The 19,489-nt window shown below is 44.6% G+C and carries 19 protein-coding genes and 1 riboswitch; of the genes, 13 read left to right on the top strand and 6 right to left on the bottom strand.

Features of this window, described 5'->3' with window-relative positions:
• Positions 1 to 126 precede the first annotated feature (126 nt).
• From HRU23_10345 to HRU23_10325, 5 genes are all read left to right on the top strand, one after another.
• On the top strand, positions 127 to 1,068 hold the full coding sequence (locus HRU23_10345) for a LysR family transcriptional regulator (GenBank protein NRA54534.1): 942 nt from the start codon (positions 127 to 129) through the stop codon (positions 1,066 to 1,068).
• 116 nt (positions 1,069 to 1,184) lie between these two features.
• Positions 1,185 to 2,048 carry a LysR family transcriptional regulator gene (locus HRU23_10340; GenBank protein NRA54533.1) on the top strand — a complete coding sequence of 288 codons (864 nt, stop codon included), beginning with the start codon at positions 1,185 to 1,187 and terminating at the stop codon, positions 2,046 to 2,048.
• Positions 2,049 to 2,239: 191 nt separating this feature from the next.
• The gene (locus HRU23_10335; GenBank protein NRA54532.1) at positions 2,240 to 3,598 is read left to right on the top strand and encodes an aspartate ammonia-lyase; all 1,359 of its coding nucleotides are present in this window, start codon (positions 2,240 to 2,242) and stop codon (positions 3,596 to 3,598) included.
• Positions 3,599 to 3,745: 147 nt separating this feature from the next.
• A complete protein-coding gene (locus HRU23_10330) occupies positions 3,746 to 5,242 on the top strand; it encodes an aldehyde dehydrogenase family protein (protein NRA54531.1) in 1,497 nt (498 codons plus the stop codon).
• 80 nt (positions 5,243 to 5,322) lie between these two features.
• The gene (locus HRU23_10325; GenBank protein NRA54530.1) at positions 5,323 to 6,366 is read left to right on the top strand and encodes an aldo/keto reductase; all 1,044 of its coding nucleotides are present in this window, start codon (positions 5,323 to 5,325) and stop codon (positions 6,364 to 6,366) included.
• A 36-nt stretch (positions 6,367 to 6,402) separates the two neighbouring features.
• On the opposite strand, the gene HRU23_10320 is transcribed toward HRU23_10325, so the two are convergent.
• The 6 genes from HRU23_10320 to HRU23_10295 form a co-directional block, all read right to left on the bottom strand.
• Positions 6,403 to 8,517, bottom strand: a complete 2,115-nt coding sequence (locus tag HRU23_10320) for an EAL domain-containing protein (GenBank protein NRA54529.1) — start codon at positions 8,515 to 8,517, stop codon at positions 6,403 to 6,405.
• A gap of 17 nt (positions 8,518 to 8,534) precedes the next feature.
• Positions 8,535 to 9,158: a chemotaxis protein CheC gene (locus HRU23_10315; GenBank protein ID NRA54528.1), complete on the bottom strand. Its 624-nt coding sequence runs from the start codon at positions 9,156 to 9,158 to the stop codon at positions 8,535 to 8,537.
• 4 nt (positions 9,159 to 9,162) lie between these two features.
• Complete coding sequence (locus HRU23_10310) at positions 9,163 to 9,528, bottom strand: response regulator (GenBank protein NRA54527.1); 366 nt, start codon at positions 9,526 to 9,528, stop codon at positions 9,163 to 9,165.
• A gap of 311 nt (positions 9,529 to 9,839) precedes the next feature.
• Positions 9,840 to 10,850 carry a threonine-phosphate decarboxylase gene (locus HRU23_10305; GenBank protein ID NRA54526.1) on the bottom strand — a complete coding sequence of 337 codons (1,011 nt, stop codon included), beginning with the start codon at positions 10,848 to 10,850 and terminating at the stop codon, positions 9,840 to 9,842.
• A gap of 5 nt (positions 10,851 to 10,855) precedes the next feature.
• The gene (gene cobD, locus HRU23_10300) at positions 10,856 to 11,806 is read right to left on the bottom strand and encodes a cobalamin biosynthesis protein CobD (GenBank protein ID NRA54525.1); all 951 of its coding nucleotides are present in this window, start codon (positions 11,804 to 11,806) and stop codon (positions 10,856 to 10,858) included.
• The gene (locus HRU23_10295; GenBank protein NRA54524.1) at positions 11,803 to 12,390 is read right to left on the bottom strand and encodes a histidine phosphatase family protein; all 588 of its coding nucleotides are present in this window, start codon (positions 12,388 to 12,390) and stop codon (positions 11,803 to 11,805) included. The genes cobD and HRU23_10295 overlap by 4 nt, the downstream gene beginning before the upstream one ends.
• 202 nt (positions 12,391 to 12,592) lie before the next feature.
• Here HRU23_10295 and HRU23_10290 point away from each other — a divergent pair, with 202 nt between their 5' ends.
• The 8 genes from HRU23_10290 (at position 12,593) to HRU23_10255 (ending at position 19,488) form a co-directional block, all read left to right on the top strand.
• Positions 12,593 to 12,946 carry a hypothetical protein gene (locus tag HRU23_10290; protein NRA54523.1) on the top strand — a complete coding sequence of 118 codons (354 nt, stop codon included), beginning with the start codon at positions 12,593 to 12,595 and terminating at the stop codon, positions 12,944 to 12,946.
• 31 nt (positions 12,947 to 12,977) lie between these two features.
• Positions 12,978 to 13,571: a cob(I)yrinic acid a,c-diamide adenosyltransferase gene (gene cobO / locus HRU23_10285; protein ID NRA54522.1), complete on the top strand. Its 594-nt coding sequence runs from the start codon at positions 12,978 to 12,980 to the stop codon at positions 13,569 to 13,571.
• A gap of 8 nt (positions 13,572 to 13,579) precedes the next feature.
• Complete coding sequence (gene bluB / locus HRU23_10280) at positions 13,580 to 14,221, top strand: 5,6-dimethylbenzimidazole synthase (GenBank protein ID NRA54521.1); 642 nt, start codon at positions 13,580 to 13,582, stop codon at positions 14,219 to 14,221.
• Positions 14,222 to 14,284: 63 nt separating this feature from the next.
• A riboswitch (cobalamin riboswitch) is annotated at positions 14,285 to 14,432 on the top strand.
• 213 nt (positions 14,433 to 14,645) lie between these two features.
• Positions 14,646 to 14,840 carry a CbtB-domain containing protein gene (locus HRU23_10275; protein NRA54520.1) on the top strand — a complete coding sequence of 65 codons (195 nt, stop codon included), beginning with the start codon at positions 14,646 to 14,648 and terminating at the stop codon, positions 14,838 to 14,840.
• Between the two features lie 72 nt (positions 14,841 to 14,912).
• A complete protein-coding gene (locus HRU23_10270; GenBank protein NRA54519.1) occupies positions 14,913 to 15,671 on the top strand; it encodes a CbtA family protein in 759 nt (252 codons plus the stop codon).
• Positions 15,664 to 17,454, top strand: a complete 1,791-nt coding sequence (locus HRU23_10265; GenBank protein ID NRA54518.1) for an AAA family ATPase — start codon at positions 15,664 to 15,666, stop codon at positions 17,452 to 17,454. Before HRU23_10270 ends, HRU23_10265 begins: the two co-directional genes overlap by 8 nt.
• Positions 17,455 to 17,479: 25 nt before the next feature.
• Positions 17,480 to 18,805, top strand: coding sequence for a cobyrinate a,c-diamide synthase (locus tag HRU23_10260; protein ID NRA54517.1), 1,326 nt, complete (start codon positions 17,480 to 17,482; stop codon positions 18,803 to 18,805).
• On the top strand, positions 18,802 to 19,488 hold the full coding sequence (locus tag HRU23_10255; protein ID NRA54516.1) for an urease accessory protein: 687 nt from the start codon (positions 18,802 to 18,804) through the stop codon (positions 19,486 to 19,488). Before HRU23_10260 ends, HRU23_10255 begins: the two co-directional genes overlap by 4 nt.
• The last annotated feature ends 1 nt before the right edge of the window (position 19,489 follow it).

Genomic DNA, 19,489 nt, shown 5'->3' with positions numbered 1-19,489 from the left:
ATCATTAATAATCATTAATTCATATGGAACACATAATAATTTATGATGAGTTCAACGAGTGCTGGTGAGTTAATGCATAATATAATATGATGTATAGTACTTTTATTGATAAGAAGAAAAGAGATTATGCGGCCACAAGAGCTCAATTTATTGGTCATTTTTGATTGTGTGATGACCGAGCGGTCGATTACCCGCACCGCACAGCGGTTATCGATGACTCAGCCAGCGGTCTCTAATGCGGTAGCGCGGATGCGCAGTGCCTGGAATGATGAACTGTTTGTTAAAGACGGTCGTAATATTCAGCCGACTACTTACGCTAAAAATTTATGGCAACAGGTTAAAGATCCGCTTTATCAATTGAGTCAGGCAATAGATCCCGACGAATTTAATCCTCAAACAGCCCAGCGTACTTTCCGCATTGCGGTCAATGACATTGTCGTCGATACTTTGTGGCTTGAAATGCGCAACTTTTTTGAACGTCACGCGCCGGGTATAAACCTACATGCCGTGCCGTACAATGGCGCTAATGCTCAAGTTGTACTTGCCGATGCAGGGGTTGATTTAGTGATTAGTGGCGGTATTCCAGATGATTCAAGCATACGCTCGAGTCATTTATTTGATACTTGCTTTGTTTGCGCCATGCGCAGCGATCATCCGCTTGCGCAATCAGAACTTAGTCTTGAAGAATTTGTCAACGCGGAGCATTTACTGGTGTCATTGTCAGGTGATAGTTATGGTGTGACAGATCGGGTATTGCATCAATACGACTTAACTCGCCGCATCGCAATGACGGTTAATCATTTTTCGTCGGCGGCGCCTTTATTGATGGACACAGACTTAATCGCGATTTTACCAGCGGGGGCAATTTACAAAGATGTCGCCAATGGTAACTTAGCGGTGACCCATTGTCCGGTTGATATCCCGCAATCGTCAATCTCAATGTTGTGGCACAAACGTCAAGACAAAGACGCGGGGTTGAAATGGCTTAGAGAGCATATTGAAGGCAAGTTTGTCGCCCGGTGGCATAAAAATCTGGCAGCGGTGTATCAGCACAGTTGTCAAAAATAGTCCGCTAAATTAAAGGGAACAAGTAGGCTGATAAATATAGTGATTTTAGTCGATTAGCTTGAGTTATAGTACGGAGCTGTTACTCTCGAATGACTTAAATTATGGTGATATAGCCTATGCGTTCTCTTCCTTCGCTCACCGCATTACGTGTATTTGAAGCGGCAGGCAAGTCGCTAAGTTTTACTTTAGCGGCAAAAAAACTCCATGTTACCCAAGGCGCTGTTAGTCGACAGATTAAGCAATTGGAAAGTTATTTGGGTGTTGCGCTTTTTGTGAGGCTACACCATAAAATAGAACTAACCGAGGCGGGAGCTCAGTTGCTAAGCAAGCTAGAACGATCTTTCGATTTGATCGAGCAAGCCGTTGAAGAAGTTCGCGCGCCCAATCAGCGTCAAAAACTTAATATTTTTGTGCCACCAACCTATGCAACTCGTTACTTAGCGCCGCGTTTGTCTGACTTTCAACAACACTTTCCTGAATTGGAATTGTCGATTCAAGATCATCTTAGTGAACATACAATCTTCGATTGCATGGTCCGTTTTGGCTTGGCTGAAAAGTCACGTTTTTATAGTAAGTTACTAAGACAAGAACAGCTTATTGCCGTTTGCGCACCGCAATTGATCCAACGAAGCAGATCGCTTGCAAACGAAAGTAATAATTTACTCCATATTTTAGATCAAGGTAATAGACTGCCTAGTTGGAAAAATTGGCTGCAAGCAGCGGGCTTGCATGAGCAGGTTAGTGCCAGTCGAGGCATGGAATTTAGTACGATGGATCAAGTGATTAATGTCGTAAAAACCGGCGCTGGTTTTGCCGTTATTGACAAAAATATGATTACGCAAGAATTAACACAAGGCATTCTGGTGCAGTTTAGTGAGGTTGAAGTTGATGGACCTTATGGCTATTGGCTTGATATTGCCCCTGAAAAACAAGGCCTATCTAAGGTGATGCATTTCGTTGGCTGGCTAAAGGGGCATTAATGTAGCGCATAATAAATTGGCCGTTAATTTAACGCATTTGGTATAAGACAGAGCTAGTTAGACTTAGTCTTGCTGGGTTAACTAATAGATGGTGATTTTTTTGCATTGAACAATGACAAAAAATCGATTGCGGATGAACTGTAAATTCCTTTTGATGGTTGATATATCGACCATTAAAACAGGAAAATACCGTGTCCGATAATTCTGCGTCAGATAAAGCTTACCGCACCGAGCAAGACCTGATTGGTTCAATCAAGGTGCCTGCCGGCGTGTTATACGGCGCGCAAACACAGCGCGCGGTAAATTTATATCCGCTTAATGGTGAAAAACCGTTGTCGGCATACCCCGAATTAATCATCGCGATGTTACAGGTTAAAGAGGCCGCTGCTCGTACTAATATCGCCGCTGGGGAGCTTGATCAAACACTTGGTTTAGCGATACTTGATGCAATTAAGTTATTGAAAAATGACATACCCGCCCCGCAGTTTCCTGTGCATGCCTTTCATGGTGGGGGCGGCATCTCCACCAATATGAATATCAATGAAGTGATTGCCAATCTTGCCAACCGCAACGGTTTCGGCAACCCGCTGGGCAGTTATGAGCCGATCCACCCTAACGATCATATCAACTTAAACAACGCCACGGCCGATGCGCTGACAACCGCCTGCCATCTGGCGATCATTAACAAATGGCAAGGGATTGATTTAGCGTTAAAAAATATGGTTCAGACCTTTGATCAGCAAGGGCATCGATGGCGTCAGATCTTAAAAATATCACGAACTTGCCTGCAAGACGCGGTCGAAATTAACTACCAACAGTTTTTTAGCGGCTATTCGGCATTGATAACGCGTAATAAGCAGCGATTACAAAGAGATGTCGACCAACTGTATAAAATCAATTTAGGGGCGAATATTATTGGTCGGCCCGGCGACTGTTCCAGTGAATTTTTTGATCATTCAATCGCGAGCTTAAATCAGGTGCTGGGCGTTAAGGATTTTAAGCGCAGTGACAATCTGTTTGATAGTTCACAAAATCACGATGACATGGTCGCTATTGCAAGTCGGCTCGACTTGTTAGCACGTGGCCTAATTAAAATAGCGAAAGATTTTAGATTAATGAGCTCGGGCCCCGAAACCGGCTTTGGTGAAATATCTTTGCCCAGTGTTCAGGCGGGGTCATCGGCAATGCCGGGGAAAATTAATCCGACCATTGCTGAATTTTTAGTTCAATGCTGCCTGCAAGCTTGTGGCCGCTGTCATTCGGTCCAAATGACTCAAGATCATGGCGAGTTAGATTTTAATGTCTGGCAAGCAATTGTCATTAACAATGTGCTCGACACTATGGCTTGCCTAGAAAACGGCATTGATGTTTTCACCAAACATTGCTTAGCGGGAGTAGAGCCAAATCTGCAACGCAACCAAGCCAATATTAATACGATGATCCCAAGCCTAATGCGGCTTAAAAACGCTAAAGGTTATTCGGAGGCATCTAAAATTTATCAAGACTCTGGTGGTGACATTGAGTATGTTCGGCAATACCTAACCGATTAATGTCGTTTAGGCATGAGTTTTTGTCACTAGCACTGTGCAGTAATGTCAATTGTGGATCCCGAGTAAGATTTTTATGATTACTAGCAGCTAAAGCTAAAGAACAGCTAAAGACAAGTCAAAGATAACCCTATAAGGATCCTAGAAAAGATGAAAGACATTCCGCTAGACTGGGCGACTCAATGGCTTAAGCAGCCAAAAAAACAATACATCGGCGGGCAATGGGTTAGCGGTGCCAGCCGTGAAAGCTGGATCGTAAAAAATCCGGCTAATGGTCAGGACTTATGTCAATTTTCGATGGCCGATGCGAGCCAAGTTGAAGCAATGGCCCGCGTCGCTAAGCAATGTCATCAAGATAAAACGTGGGCCAAGTCCAATCGCACAGCTCGCGCCAACATGCTGCGTGAAATTGGCCGTCTTATTCGTGAGCACACCGAGCAGCTCGCAGTACTAGAAACCCTAGCCAACGGTAAACTTTATAGCGAATCTATCACTGATGACATTCCTACCTGTGCTGATATTTTTGATTATTATGCCGGTTGGACCGATAAGTATTATGGCGAGACATCGCCGGTTGACGATGGTTACCTTAATTACACTTTGCAAGAGCCCGTTGGCGTTTGCGGCTTGATAGCGCCGTGGAACTTCCCGCTTTATCAAGCGAGCCTTAAAATTGCGCCGGCGTTAGCGATGGGCAATGCCATCATTGTTAAGCCGTCAGAATATACGCCACTAACGACTATTTATTTGTTCGAGTTAATCGACCAGTACTTAGATTTGCCGCCCGGGGTAATTAACCTATTGTTAACCGATGGGGAAATAGCTAACCAACTGACGATTAGTGACAATGTCGATAAAATTTCTTTTACTGGCAGCACCGATGTTGGGCGAAAAATAGTTCAAAACTCAGGTAAATCTAATCTAAAAGCAGCAACGCTTGAGCTGGGCGGAAAATCCCCTTGCATCTTCTTTGAAGACACACCTAATCTGGCAGGGGCGATCGATCGCGCGTTCAATGTAATGTTTTCTCACAAGGGCGAGAAGTGTTCCGAGCCAACCCGTTTTCTTATTCATGACAGCATCTACGATCAAGTGCTCAGTGCACTAATTGAAAAAGCCAACGCGGTTAAATGTGGCAATCCGTTTGAGCCGGGTATTACACAAGGCGCTCAGTGTAACGAAGCGCAATTTAACAAGATTATGCAATACATCGAAATTGGAAAAACTGAAGCAGAGTTAGTCGCTGGTGGCATGGCAGACACTGAGGGTGACAATGCTAGTGGTTATTTCATTAGGCCGACAATTTTTTCTAATGTTGACCAGCGGGCTCGCATTGCTCAAGAAGAAATTTTTGGCCCAATTCTTTGTTGTACTCGTTTTAAAACAACAGCTGAAGCTGTCGCAATGGCTAATGATACTGCGTTTGGCTTGGCCGCTGGTATTTATACCAGCAATATTAGTCGCGCTCATCGGGTTGCCGAGCAAATTGATGCCGGTATGTTGTTTATTAATCGCTATGGTTGTTATGGATTAAGCAGTCCGTTTGGTGGCTTTAAGCAAAGTGGTTGGGGCAAAGAAATGGCGATCCATTCTCTGAGTTCATACACTAAAACCAAATGTATTTGGATTTATTTCGGCGACGAATAAATTGCCAGCGGTGGCCATAATGAGCCAGTTAGACCCTGGTTTTGTTAATCAATATTAGCAATTACTACTTTGGAATGACTATGCAATATGTAAATTTGGGCAATAGTGGCTTAAAAGTTTCTCGTTTATGCGTTGGCACCATGAACATGGGATCAAAAGATTGGAAACCATGGATTTTTAATCAAAAAGAAAGTGAACCTATTATTCGTCATGCCCTGGACATCGGGGTCAACTTTATCGATTTAGCTGATTTCTATTCCGTGGGGGCCGGTGAACAGGTGGTGGGTAATGTCTTGCGCCGAATCGGTCGCCGCGAAGACCTGGTGATCACAACTAAGGTCGGTTACGCCATGAGCGACGATATCAATGCCCAAGGCCATTCTCGCAAGCATATATTTAATAGTATTGACGGATCACTTAAGCGAATGGGCATGGATTATGTTGATATTTATATGCTGCATTACTTCGATACTCAAACCCCAGTTGCAGAAACAATGGGCGCGCTTAATGATATTGTGCGTTCAGGCAAGGCTCGTTATATCGGCGTTTCAACGATGAATACTTGGCAATTGGCTAAGATATTACAAGTGTGTGATCAAAATGGTTTTGTCCGCCCGATCAACATGCAGCTGCAATTGAACTGCGCCTATCGTGAAGAAGAGCGAGAAATGCTGCCATTTTGTCTAGATCAGGGCATAGGTGTCTCGGTGTTTAGCCCGTTGGCACGGGGAATTTTGACCAGCGATTTGCAATCGAATCGCAATCAAACCGATCTATTTACCCAAGAAATGTATAACGATCAAACATCGAAAGATATTTCATATTCGGTTGCTAAAGTTGCTGATGCCCGTGGTTGCAGCACAGCTCAAATCGCCCAAGCGTGGGTACTTAATAAATCTCAGGTTGCTTCATTGTTTGGCGGAGCCGACTCTATAGCGCAATTTTATAGTGCCTCTGCCGCGTTAGAGACCAAGCTGACCGGCGAAGAGCTCTATGAATTAGAGCGAAATTATACCCCGTGCGATCTGATCAATGATTATACGGCTGGCAAGCGGATCCCTCGTTGTGCCCGGCCACAAAAGCCATTAATTAAGAGTGCAGAGAGAAATGTGATTACCGGTTAAAAAACAAGTAGAACAGGAAAAATTCCAGTGTGGCAATTAACCTGACACTTTTTCTGGCTGCTCTTGAACCGAGCGAACTAAAATATCATCAATTGGCATTGGTCGGCTAAAGGCGTAACCTTGAGCGTAATCGACGCCAATGCTTTTGAGGTGGTTGGCTATCTCTATATTTTCAACAAACTCAGCGATAGTCTCCAGCCCCAAGATATGGCCAATATCATTAATCGAACGCACCATCGACTCATCGATTTGATCGGCTAAAATATCCTTTACAAACATCCCATCAATTTTTAATACATCGACAGTTAAGTTCTTTAAATAACCAAAAGAAGATAAACCGCTACCAAAATCATCGAGCGCAAATTTACAGCCGAATTGACGCAATGACTTAATAAAAACTTTAGCCGCACTGAGGTTGGTTATTGCCGCGGTTTCAGTGATCTCAAAATAAATTTTGTGGGGCGGTATTTTCAGTTTTTTAAGCTGACTAATAATGTGAGTGAGTAACGCGGTATTACCGAGCGACTTGCCGGATAAATTAATTGAAATATGATCGATATGCGATATCTTCTGATAATTTTCACTAATCCATTGCAACGTATTATTAATGACCCAGCGATCGATCCGGATTGCTAAATTATAACGTTCGGCAGCAGGCAGAAAGCAAGCTGGTGAGATAAGTTCGCCTCTGGTGCTCACCATTCGCAGCAGTACTTCATAACTCGAATTAGCTGTGCTTTTCAGCGGTACTATTTCTTGGGCAAATAACACGAAGCGATTTTGATCAAGCGCCTCGCTTATTTCATTAGCCCAATTGGTATCATCTTTACGGCGTAAAAAAGTCTCGTTATTATGCTGGTAGGTTTTAAAGCTATTGCGGCTATTGTCTTTAGCAGCATAACAAGCTGAATCGGCTTCATTTAATACCCCGATATAATTTGCGCTGTTGATATCGATATGGGTTAAACCAATGCTGACACCAACCGAGAAAATATAGTCCTGCCAGTAAAACCTAAAACTTTCAATTAAGTCGATAATATCTTGTGCCATGTCTTGTGCTTGTTGCACTTCGATATCTTCAATGAGCATCACAAATTCATCGCCACCTAAACGTGCCAGGCTATCAACGCTAACAAATTGTTGGAGCAGGCTGCTTATTTGCCGGAGCAATTCATCGCCAGCAACATGGCCACAGGTATCATTTACAACTTTAAATTGATCCAAATCGAGGAAAAAAAGCACATAAGTATTTAAATCTTGTTGGGCATTGGTGATTGCTAGTTTGAGTTGAGACTCAAACTCACGGCGATTGATAAGGCCAGTTAACAAGTCATGACTTGCTTGGTAGCTGATTTGGTCGGTGAACTGGCGGACCTCGGTGACGTCTTCTTGAATAACCACAAAATGGGTGACGTCGCCATTATTATTCAGAATAGGCGCGATATGTTCTTGTGCCCAGTAACGCCGGCCATCTCGGCGTCTATTTCTTACTTCACCGCACCACTCTTTGCCATTAAGCAGCTGGGCCCAACGTTCTTGATATTGCGGCTGTTCGGTTTGATTACTGGTTTGGTCGGCGCAAAGCTGTGACAGCGGTTGGCCAATAGCTTCTTGTGCAAGGTAACCCGTTAAGGTGGTAAATTTGGGGTTAACATATTCGATAATCTGCTCAATGTTAGTAATCACCACCGATGTTGGGCTGTGCTCCACCGCTAAGGATAACTTTTTTAATTTTTGGCTGTTTTTTTGTAATAAAGAGTCTCGCGTACAAGCTTCTGACATGTCTTGAATATGGATTAAGCAATGCTTAACTTGTTGCGAAGTCCGAATGGGCAACAGCGTTATTTGCTGTTCAACAAGCTGATTACTGGCACCACTATCTTGGTACAATGGCAGTGGGTTTTTATGCAAAGTATTAGATAAAACCGAGGACATGCCTTGGGTGAGTGTTTTATGGATCAGCGAAATTAATGGGTTGTTAGTGGCTAAACTCAGCGTATCAATCAAAGGCTGATCGAGTACCTTGTCACTGCTAATGCGCGAGGCCTTACTGACCCAGCGATTCCAATGGATAATATTGGTGTCAGCATCGACCACTATTATGCCAGTGTTGATCCGGTTTATTAAGTCGTGTAATAAGTCTAAGTCCATAACATAATCGCTTATAGTTAAAGTTGAACTGCAAGGTACTTATTTAGTTCAGTTAACAACGAATCCATTGAAGCTGCCGTCATCACAAACGAAACCTGACCACTTATTAATTTGTTAGGCAGCGAGAACGTCATTGACAGCATTAATACTAAGGCATCATCACCTAAGCCGAGGTGTTTGCTGTTCATAATGTAGTCGATGGTGCCTGAGCGTAAATGCGGGATCCCGCCCTCTAATTCATTATTAAGAATCTCGCCAATACATCCAAAACAAGCATTTAAAATGATATTAGAGACTTCTTTTAGCGCTTCGTGCTCTAATTCACTGAGTATATCTAACGATACTTCACTGCCTAAAATTCGCCGAACCAATTCAAGGCTGCTTTTTTCGCTAAAAAATAAAAAAGCATTGCCTGAAAACTTACCCTCAAACTCTTGCTCTACTGCATCTAACTTACGATCTTCAGGATTCGAGAGTAATTTTTGGGCTTGTTTAATATGCATGCAATCTAGATAGGGTACTGACAAAAGTATTTCATCATCTAACATCTCGCTTAAAGCTGCAGCAGCATTGCCCATGCCAATATTAAACAGCTCACCTAATGCATCACGTTGCATTTCCGATAATTGAGTCGTTGACAAAACATTAGGCCTGTAATTGGATAAACTGAAGTAACTTCTCTTCGTTTATTGGCTTATTAATAAACTCAAGACCTTGATCTCGAGCTTGCGCTTTAAGGCTTTTTTGAATGTTGGCTGAAATCATCCCGATGTGGGCAGTTGGTTGTAAATCTCTTAATTGTGGGTAAAGCTCAATACCAGTCATGCCCGGCATATTATGATCTAAGGTAATAAGATCAAAGGCTTGTTCTGCGGCTAGTGCTAACCCATGTTGACCATCGACAGCTTCAGTGATCTTCCACTGCGTAAAGTGAGTATTAATGATTTTACAGATAATCATTCGGCTCAGTTTACTATCGTCAATGATTAAACAGTTCTTTACTTGGCTCATCGTCTACTTCCTTGTATATGTAACGATTATTGGAATATTCTAAAAACGAATGCCAGCAGCTAAACATCTAGTAGTTAGATCTAGTGCTTAGCATTCTTTCTTAGTATTAAATAAAGGTAGCAAGAAAGAACTCGCTTGATCAAGTACCTTATTTTTTTGTGATACTAAAAGACTAATAGATCAATGTAGTGATCTTTCAGCTGGCTGCTGTCGATAAACTTAAATTGAAGGTTTGATATTTGTCTGTTGCTGGGGGAGTCAGTTAATTAATAGTTACTGGAATGAGGTCCCAGCAACTATTCTCACTTGTACTAATCAGTGGGTAATTTGGCGACATTGAGCTGATTAAATATATTGGTCAGCCTGCTCAATTGCTTCGTTGTAGCAATGCCAAAACGCAACGCATTTTTTTCATCACACAGCCGGACATAAACACCTTGCTGACATAGCTGTTCGAATATTTCACTGGCATGATCAAGTTTAACGGTTTTAAACAGCACGGTGCCGCTGATGTCATTATTGAACTGTTGTTGCAATAAAAGCTCGAGTTGCTCAGCCAACTGGTGCAAATCGGCTAACTGCTTTTGCTGCCAATTTTTGTTTAATAATGCCTGCGTGGCAATAAACTGGGCCGGACCGTTCACTTCCCACGGACTTGATAGCGCGGTGATAGCCTCGAGCCAACGCGGCGCGGCGCTGACAAATCCAAGTCTAATGCCTGCTAAACCGAAAAACTTGCCGACCGAACGAAATACCATTAAGTGGTCGTTGTCTGTGAGATCTATCAGACTTTGACTAGGGGTGATCACGTCCATAAACGCTTCATCAATGATTAGCCAGCCACCAAGTTGCTCAATGTTGGTGAGTAAATCAGTTAAACAGGCACGTGAGTAGAGTTGACCCGATGGATTATTGGGATTGATCACAACGACCACACAGCGGGCTGTTAATTGTTGTGGCTGTGGCAGTTGATCATAAAGACATATTTGGTAATTGTGTTGCTGCCAGGCTTTTTGGTGTTCTTTGTAGCCAACTCGAGGTAACCATACCTTGAGTTTGTTGCCTAAATGCTGCTGACATAGGGTTGGTAACTTACTAATAATGCTCTGACTACCGCTGGTGGCCAGAATATTGTGGCAGCCATAATAATTTTTAGCCGCAGCAATGAGTTCGGAGCTAGGTTGCGGTAGCTGTTGCCAAATTGCCGTTGGGATCTCAGGTATCGGATAACAAAATGGACTAATCCCGGTTGATAAGTCTAACCACTGCTCGCTTGGTATTTGATAATCAAGGGCAATTTTATGCAATTGACCGCCATGGATTAAGCTCATAATAAAACATCCAGTATCAGAAGAAGGGAAGTATAACCGGCGACAAAAATAATCAGCGCGTTGCCAACAAGGGTTAGACTCGGTTCGACATCTTTAGTATTTACCGGCTGTCCTGCGCCCAGCGTTACCGAGGTTATCGTTTTGCCATGATAACTGGCGCTGCCACCAAGCTTAATGCCCAGTACGGTTGCACCTGCCGCCATTACCCAACCACCATTGAGGCTTTTGTATTGGCGTCCTTGCTGTTTGGCATTGGTTAATGCGGGTCGTAATTGACCTTGGCAGGCATAAAGTAGCGCGGTAATTTTGGCGGTCGGCCAGCCAAGCACGTCATCCATTCTGGCGGCAAACCAGCCAAAGTAAATAAAGCGTGAATTTTTATAGCCCCACATTGCATCTAAGGTATTGGCTAGGCGATGTAAAATGACCAACGGCGCGCCGCCAATTGCAAACCACACTACGGTAGCTATTACGGCATCGTGGCCGTTTTCTAACATCGATTCAGTGGTAGCACGGGCAATTTGTTGTTCGGTTAGCTCACTGGTATTGCGGCTAACAATATACGAGCAGTAGTGGCGTGCTTGGTTAATATCGCCAGCGAGCAGTGGCTGTAGAATTTGCCGCGCATGTTTAAGCAGGCTGTTATAGCCAATCGCGGCATATAAAATGAGGCAGTCGAGCAACCAGAATACCCAGTTATCTTGATATAAAAAATAATACAGCAAGGGCAGCGGGGTGGTTAAAGCAACCCAGCCCAATAGGCCGAGCAGCCGAGTCATTAAAGGCGAGTGCTCGTTTATATTGTTATGATCTGGATGAGCGCGGTTTAATCGTTGTTCTAGCCAATTGGTTAAATTACCAAAACCAACTAACGGGTGAAACTTTTTAGGCTCACCCAATATTTTATCGAGCAGGCAAGCAATAATTAAAACAATCGCACTAGTCACTGCTGGTCACCCGAACTTGATACCGAGTGTAATACTGGGTTTGATATAGAGTTTGACGCTGGCGTGCTAACGATAAACTCATCACTGTCGTGGCGGTAAGTTATCGCATAAACATTGCAATTACCGTAACTGTGGCCGGGTTGATCAAAACGCAGATATTGGGTTAAAAAGTTACGTAAAATATCACCGTGGCTAACAACTAAAATAGCGGTTTGTTGGTGCGTTTTAGCGATATTGGTCAGTGCCGCGGCAAATCGCTGAGCACTGGCTAGGCTCGATTCGCCTTGGTTTGGTGCTTGGCTGCTAACTTCATTTAATACCTCGTTAAACAATGGCTTATTCTTTAAGTCGCTATATAACTGCCCTTGCCAATCACCGAAGTGGCGCTCGGCTAAATCAGCACATTCGATCAACGGACACGCTAAATGTTGTTGGGCTATTTTTGCTGTTTTTAGCGCGCGAGATAACACCGAACTGGCGATTAATTCTATCTGTTCGTTGGCAAGTGAACGGCCAAGTATGCCCGCTTGTTCGACCCCAAGTTCAGTCAGAGGGCTGTCGAGCTGGCCTTGAATTTTTCCCAATTTATTCCATTGGGTTTGACCATGGCGCGCAAGTCTGAAATGGGTCGTAAGAGCGTTGATAACAAATTCCTTGGTATTTTAGTAACATCAATATCGGCGGCACTCTAGCATATCTAGCCATGCTCGAACAATTACGGATAAAGCTATAACTTAGGTGCTATTTTCTATTATCATAGCGACTAGATTAATCCGGAGCCTCTTGATGGCAATGTCTCAGCGCAGATTTTTAACTAATAGCGACCTAGAACAGGTTTTGTCGCTGATGTATCGCGATACACTTGAACTGTTGATCACGCTCTCTGATCCGCAAGCCAAGGTTAGCCCGTTGGCCAATCCGCATTATCAGCGAACCGCGCAAGGATTTGTTTTTAGCTTAACCGAAATTTACCAACAAATTACCTCATCATCGGCGCCATCTTTTAATCAATATCGCCGCATGGTGTTTGCCAGCCAACTCAATCAAGACTTATTGCCTCATCAGTTAAAGGTGATTAGCCATCAGATCGAGACATCGACTAATACGCCCTTATATTGTTTAATAAAGCTTGTTAAATAACGCTAACAGCAGCCGCCGCAGGAAATAAAAAATGAACGAAGTAGAAAAGCACCTTAAAAAATCTCAAAACCGTAAAAAGAAGGTCGACCAAGGCATTGCCAAGGCTAAAATAGAGCGCGGCATTATGTTGGTCATCACCGGCAACGGCAAAGGCAAATCGACTGCGGGTTATGGCATGGTTAGTCGATGTGTTGGTCACGGTAAAAAAGCAGCGGTGGTGCAATTTATTAAAGGCAAATGGGCTTGTGGTGAGCGCGATTTACTTGAGCAGCACGGGGTTCCTTTTGCTGTGATGGGCACAGGGTTTACCTGGGAAACCCAAAATGCTGAGACAGACAAAGAAGCGGCGCTTAAGGTGTGGCAACAAGCTAAGGTATTTTTGGCTGATCCGAGCATTCATTTAGTCTTGCTTGACGAGTTAACTTACATGCTCAGTTACAATTACTTGCCACAAGACGAAGTGCTTGAGGCGTTGGAAAATCGCCCATACGAGCAGTCGGTTGCAGTAACAGGACGCCGTGCCAGCGATGAATTAATTGAGTTGGCTGATACGGTAAGTGAAATTAAAGATATTAAACATGCCTTTCGCGCCGGAGTGAAGGTGCGTCAGGGTGTTGACTGGTAATTAGTGATATGAGTAAAGAATTTAAGTCATCTGACCGTGATGTGTTAGAGCAAATCATGCGTTTGCGACGCGACGTGCGCGGCAACCGTTTTATCGATAAAGCGATGCCTGATGACATTGTAAATCAGTTATTAGAAGCGGCATTGCTGGCTCCTTCGGTGGGTTACTCACAGCCGTGGCAATTTGTGGTGATCCGCGACCAAGCCATAAAACAGCAAGTATTCAATTCCTTTACGGTTGAAAATAATAATGCCAGCGAACTGTTTAGTGGCGCTAAGCAGCAAGATTATAAGCAATTAAAACTCGAAGGTATTCTAGAGGCCCCAGTCAATATTGCAGTGTTTTATCAGCCAAGTGACGGGCCTGTGTTAGGCCAAACCAGCATGGCCGAGATGGGACGTTTTAGTGTGGTTTGCGCGATTCAAAATCTGTGGCTAATGGCGCGGGCGTTAAATGTCGGCGTTGGTTGGGTTAGCATTGTTGACCCACAAGTGGTGAAGCAAGCGGTTAACGCGCCAGAGTCGAGCCAATTAATTGGTTATTTGTGCATTGGTTATGTCAGCGAATTTCTAGACGAACCTGAACTGAAAAAAATAGCGTGGCAGCAACAAAAACAGCAGCAAGATGTGGTGTTTTATAACGGATTCTAATTTTGTCATTATATTTGAGTCAATATCTGAAATAACAATACATAAAAAGGCCATTTCGTGGTAATTTAGCAACGAGTTTTAGGTGCCGAATTATTTGGATAATCGGGAAGTAGGTGAATAGTCCTACGCTGCCCCTGCAACGGTAATGGTTGATTAATCGTTAAGATAAATAACCTAAGTCCGGAGACCGGCCTAACTACATCTTACGTTATGACAAGCAGGGTGACTTGTCTGCTGCGAATTTATCGAGCCTTAGGTTCGAGACAATCTGTGTGCGATACATCCCATTAACGAGGTATTGGCCGCAATGTTCAGGATCATTCCATGTTTTCATGCAATGGGGTGCTGGCGTTTGCTGTTTTTATCCGTGCTCGTCATTAGTTATGTTAATTATATTATCAATACACAATGAAAAGGGTTTATGATGTCTACATTACCGCTTAAGCAACAGACCTCGTCGTCTGCTCAAATCTCTCAGTCTGATATTTCAACTGCTCAACATGTTGCCGCCTTTGCCTTTGGCGCACTTATTCTGTTTATGGTTGGTTTTGCCTCAATGCCACAGGCACACAATGCTGCTCACGATACTCGACATTCAATGGCTTTTCCTTGCCATTAAGCAAACTTGGTTAATTTGAAGTTTTCTTTTTTGTCTGGTTTAGTTTTGTCTAGTGTTGTGGAGTTTTAAGGTATGTTTCGTCGATTAATTTTTAGTGCCGTTTTTGTTGGCATTCTTAGCGGGGTGATCTTTAGCGCGGCCCAACATTTTACCATTACGCCAATTTTGCTCGCCTCCGAGGTCTTTGAACAAGACGAGCCCGGTGATGCCCATCAGCATCACACTGACATGGCAATGGCAATGGCACCCGCCCAGGCCGCGCAAGAGTGGGCACCAAGCGATGGCGTAGAGCGCAGCAGTTATAGCGCTGGGGCTAATATATTGGCCGCGATTGGTTTTTCTAGTATCTTTTTAGTGGTGATGAGCCAATTAGTATTGCGTAAAAAACTTGAACTCAACGTCAAAGTTGGGGTGCTTAGTGGCTTGTTAGCCTATGCGGTATTTTTTGTGATCCCAAGTTTGGGTTTACCGCCTGAAATTCCAGGTTCTAGTGCCGATTTACTTAAAAACAGACAGTCGTGGTGGTTAATGGCCGTGGTTGGTGGTGCATTCGCAGCGCTGGTTATTATCTTTGCGCCACTGAAATATAAAGCGCTGGGACTCATTAGCGTCGCTGTGCCCTTTATTATTGGCGCGCCGCATTATGATGGCCCAATGTTTAATCATCCCGACCCACAAGCGGTAGCTAGCCTTGAAGCCTTGCATCAGCAGTTTATCGTCGCAACAGGTTTAAGTAATTTAATTTTTTGGTTAGTGCTAGGTCTGGCAGCTACTTTACTGCTTAAAGTTTGGGTTTATCGTCAACCTGCAACCAAGCTAGCTAATGACTAAATTAAACTTTCCGTTTAGCGCGGTCACCGGTAATCAGCCCTTTAAACTGGCTTTAACTTTATCGGCCATTAACCCCGCCATTGGTGGGGTATTGGTTAGCGGTCCGCGTGGCGCGGCTAAGTCGACCCTAGCCCGAGCTATTGTTGACTTATTGCCCTGTGAGTCTAACTTAATCAACTTGCCGCTTGGCACCAGCGAAGAAATGCTCAGTGGCAGCCTCGACTTACAGCAAGTGCTAAATCAACAGCAGGTTAAGTTTAACCCTGGTTTATTGGCGAAGGCTGACCAAGGCGTGTTGTATGTTGACGAAGTTAATTTACTGGCCGATCCCTTGGTTGATCTATTGCTCGACGTTTGCGCCAGCGGCATAAATTACGTTGAACGTGACGGCATTAGCCATCAGCATCAATCACGATTTATTTTACTCGGCACCATGAATCCCGACGAGGGCCAATTGCGTGCTCAGCTGATTGATCGCTTTGGTTTGTGTGTTGATCTCGATGAAAAACTCGATATTGGCCAGCGGATTGAGATTGTGCAATTACGTGAAAATTTTGATCGTGACCCACAAGCCTTTATCGACTCTTATCAAGCACAGCAAACCGCGTTGCAGCAACAAATTGACGTGGCGAAAAAATTAATTGCCACTGTGGTGGTGAGCCTTGAGTGTCGCACCTTAATTGCGACGCGCTGTCAGCAAGCCAATGTTGATGGTTTGCGCGCTGATATTGTGTGGTTAAAAGCCGCTATTGCGCACGCCGCGTGGTGTGGCAAGGCACAAGTAAGCGCCAGCGATATCGATGCAGTAGCAGAGTTAGTGCTGAGCCACCGCCGTAAAGAATCATCACAAAACTCTTCATCTAATACTTCACCTGATACACCGCCTAATGTACCGCCGCCACCGAATAAGCCGCCTTTTAGTCGGCCGCCATCGGTAGCGCCACCCTCGTTCGAGCCGCCAAGTTCGCCAGAGACCAAGTCTGATTCAAACACTGACTCGACATCGGGCACTAGCAACAACAGTAACGATGGTGACTGGGGGGCAATGAGCCCGCAGCAGCAACAAACATCAAAGATTGCCGAGGTATTATTGGCCAAGACCGCTGCTGTTACTAAAGCTATTACCAAGCCTGTTGCCACTAAAATTGCCAGCAACAATAAGCTTGGTCAGATTGTCGGTGGCCAAAAAAAATCGGCTCAGCGTCAAACCAGCCCAGTAAGTAAAAGCATTGATTGGTTTAACACCTTAGCCAACTCGCTTGGCCAATGGCCATTGCCAAAATTATATTTTAAGTCCGCTAAAGTCGGTCAGCCGATTGTCCATTTAGTACTGCTAGATACCTCAGGTTCAACCTTGAGCAGTCAGCAGTTTGGCAATGCTAAAGCGGTGGTTAAGCAAATCGCCGAGCAGGCTTATCAGCAACGGCAGCAGCTGGCGATCTTTGGTTTTGGTAATCAACAGGTTCAACAAATTTTGTCGCTCCAAAAAGCGCCGAAGCAACTTGATTCGTTACTTGCGAGCTTAAGCGCTGGCGGCGGCACACCATTAATCGAAGCATTAAGTACGGTAAGCGATTATCAGCGCCAGCAACTGTTGGCTAATCCGAGCATCAGCTTTCGTAATTACTTAATTACCGATGGTCGAGTGAGCCAGCAGGTTAACCAAATGAAATTACAGGGCCAAACCACGGTGCTCGACGTTGAAGTGGGGGCGGTAAAATACGGCCGTGCTCAAGAAATTGCCCAGCAGCTTAATGGCGATTATTTGCCATTGCCAGCATGACTTTTTTGTTAGGAACACACACGAAATGACACACGCTTTATGTCCTGCCCTGATCATGGCTGCACCAGCCTCGGGACAAGGTAAAACGACGATTACCGCCGCTATCGCCGCGATGCTTACGCGCCAAGGTCTAGTGGTGCGAATTTTTAAGGTTGGGCCCGATTATCTCGATCCTAAAATCTTAACTCAAGCCTCACAGCAGCCCGTTGAGGCGTTAGACATGTGGATGGGCGGTGAAGATTACTGCCAAGACAAGTTATATCAAGCCGCTGGCGAAGCTGATCTTATTTTAATAGAAGGCGCGATGGGTATTTTCGATGGCACGCCATCGAGTGCTGATTTAGCCGCTCGTTTTAATATTCCGATTGCCTTGGTATTAGATGTCAAAGGCATGGCCCAAACGGCTGCGGCTATCGCGGTTGGTTTAGCTAACTTTCGTGATGACATTAGTTTTGCCGGTTTAATTGCTAATCGCTGTGGCAGTGAGCGCCATGCCTCGCTTATTCGCGATGCCTTGCCTAACACATTGCCGTTACTCGCTACGCTTAAACGCAGCGACGAAGTATGTTTGCCTGAGCGTCATTTAGGTTTAGTGCAAGCCGAAGAAATGGCACTAGAACTTGAGACCATCTTGAGCGCAGGTGCCGATTGGGTGGCTGAATCTGGTTTAGCTAACTTGCTTGAGCAACTAACGCCCGTTGCGTTTGAGCCAGTGCTTAATCAACAATCAGCGCCAATTGAGCCATTGCTAGCTGGTAAAACGATTGCGATAGCCAAAGATTCTGCCTTTAGTTTTATTTACGATGCCAATTTACGTTTATTACGCGAGTTAGGTGCTGACTTAGCATTCTTTTCGCCGCTTAATGATCAAGAGATCCCTAGCGCTGATGCAATGTGGTTGCCCGGTGGTTATCCGGAGCTACATGCCGAGCAATTGGCACAAAATAGTGCCATGCACCAAGCAATGAACGTCTTTGCCAAGACTAAACCTGTGTTGGCTGAGTGCGGAGGTTTGCTTTATTGCTTAACGGCTTTAACGTCGCTTGAAGGGCAGCAATACCCAATGACAGGTTTGCTTGCTGGCACTGGTGTTATGCGTGAACGTGGCGGTTGTCAGGGCATGCAAACGGCGATGTTTCCAGAAGGGGCGGTGCGCGGGCATTCGCATCATCGTTCTAAAGCTATTGATACTCCAGCGCCAGTGGGGGTTGGCAAGCGTCCTTACCACCCCGCGCCCGGTGAAGATATTTATCGCAGTGGCTTGGTCACTGCCAGTTATATTCATTTGTTTTTCCCATCAAATCCGCTGGCGATTAGTCAGCTATTATTAGGCACAGGTAACGTCGCATGATCTTTGAATTATTACCATTAATCTTGTTAGGCTTTAGCCTTGGTTTATTGCACGCGTTAGATGCTGATCACGTCATGGCGGTGTCGGCATTAAGCAACCAAAAGCCAAGTTTACGTCAAACCGTTTATTTTAGTGCTAACTGGGCACTGGGGCATGGCGGCGTTTTGTTAATTGCTGGTGGTCTGTTATTTGGTTTGGGCATTGCTATTCCAGAAACCTTACAGCGCGCAGCAGAAATGTCGGTTGGGGTCCTATTAATCGGCTTAGGCTTGTATTTGTTCTGGCAGTTTAGGCAGCGTGCGCTGTCGGTAAAGCCTCATAGCCATGGCGATCTGACCCACACTCATTTACACGATGATACCCATGTCGCCGATCAAAATAAGCCAGCGACTAAAGACGGTCACTTACCTGTTATGGTTGGTATGGTGCATGGTTTAGCGGGTAGCGCGCCAGCATTAGCGCTAGTGCCATTGGCAGGCAAAGCGGATATGACAGTCGTTATAAGCTACTTGTTGTGCTTTTCGCTGGGCGTGATGTTATCAATGATGATGTTCGGACTTGGCCTAGGCTCACTGCAAAAATTATTATTAAAGCGCAGCGAAAAATTATTGCAATTTAGCCGTGGCATCGTCGCCTTAATGTCAACGGTGCTTGGCACTGTTTGGTTATATCAGGCTATTTAAT

The sequence above is a fragment of the Gammaproteobacteria bacterium genome (assembly GCA_013214945.1).
In the GTDB taxonomy this organism is placed as follows: domain Bacteria; phylum Pseudomonadota; class Gammaproteobacteria; order Enterobacterales; family Psychrobiaceae; genus Psychrobium.
The sequence above is the reverse complement of the archived record's forward strand: the minus strand, read 5'-3'. Positions and strand labels throughout refer to the sequence as shown.

Bases quoted from the DNA above. Each gene is read 5' to 3' on its own strand.
- HRU23_10320 (NRA54529.1), bottom strand. From the start codon at position 8,517: ATGGACTTAGACTTATTACACGACTTAATAAACCGGATCAACACTGGC.
- HRU23_10340 (NRA54533.1), top strand. From the start codon at position 1,185: ATGCGTTCTCTTCCTTCGCTCACCGCATTACGTGTATTTGAAGCGGCA.
- HRU23_10270 (NRA54519.1), top strand. From the start codon at position 14,913: ATGTTTCGTCGATTAATTTTTAGTGCCGTTTTTGTTGGCATTCTTAGC.
- HRU23_10275 (NRA54520.1), top strand. From the start codon at position 14,646: ATGTCTACATTACCGCTTAAGCAACAGACCTCGTCGTCTGCTCAAATC.
- HRU23_10345 (NRA54534.1), top strand. From the start codon at position 127: ATGCGGCCACAAGAGCTCAATTTATTGGTCATTTTTGATTGTGTGATG.
- HRU23_10255 (NRA54516.1), top strand. From the start codon at position 18,802: ATGATCTTTGAATTATTACCATTAATCTTGTTAGGCTTTAGCCTTGGT.
- cobO (NRA54522.1), top strand. From the start codon at position 12,978: ATGAACGAAGTAGAAAAGCACCTTAAAAAATCTCAAAACCGTAAAAAG.
- bluB (NRA54521.1), top strand. From the start codon at position 13,580: ATGAGTAAAGAATTTAAGTCATCTGACCGTGATGTGTTAGAGCAAATC.
- HRU23_10310 (NRA54527.1), bottom strand. From the start codon at position 9,528: ATGAGCCAAGTAAAGAACTGTTTAATCATTGACGATAGTAAACTGAGC.
- HRU23_10260 (NRA54517.1), top strand. From the start codon at position 17,480: ATGACACACGCTTTATGTCCTGCCCTGATCATGGCTGCACCAGCCTCG.
- HRU23_10330 (NRA54531.1), top strand. From the start codon at position 3,746: ATGAAAGACATTCCGCTAGACTGGGCGACTCAATGGCTTAAGCAGCCA.
- HRU23_10325 (NRA54530.1), top strand. From the start codon at position 5,323: ATGCAATATGTAAATTTGGGCAATAGTGGCTTAAAAGTTTCTCGTTTA.
- HRU23_10290 (NRA54523.1), top strand. From the start codon at position 12,593: ATGGCAATGTCTCAGCGCAGATTTTTAACTAATAGCGACCTAGAACAG.
- HRU23_10265 (NRA54518.1), top strand. From the start codon at position 15,664: ATGACTAAATTAAACTTTCCGTTTAGCGCGGTCACCGGTAATCAGCCC.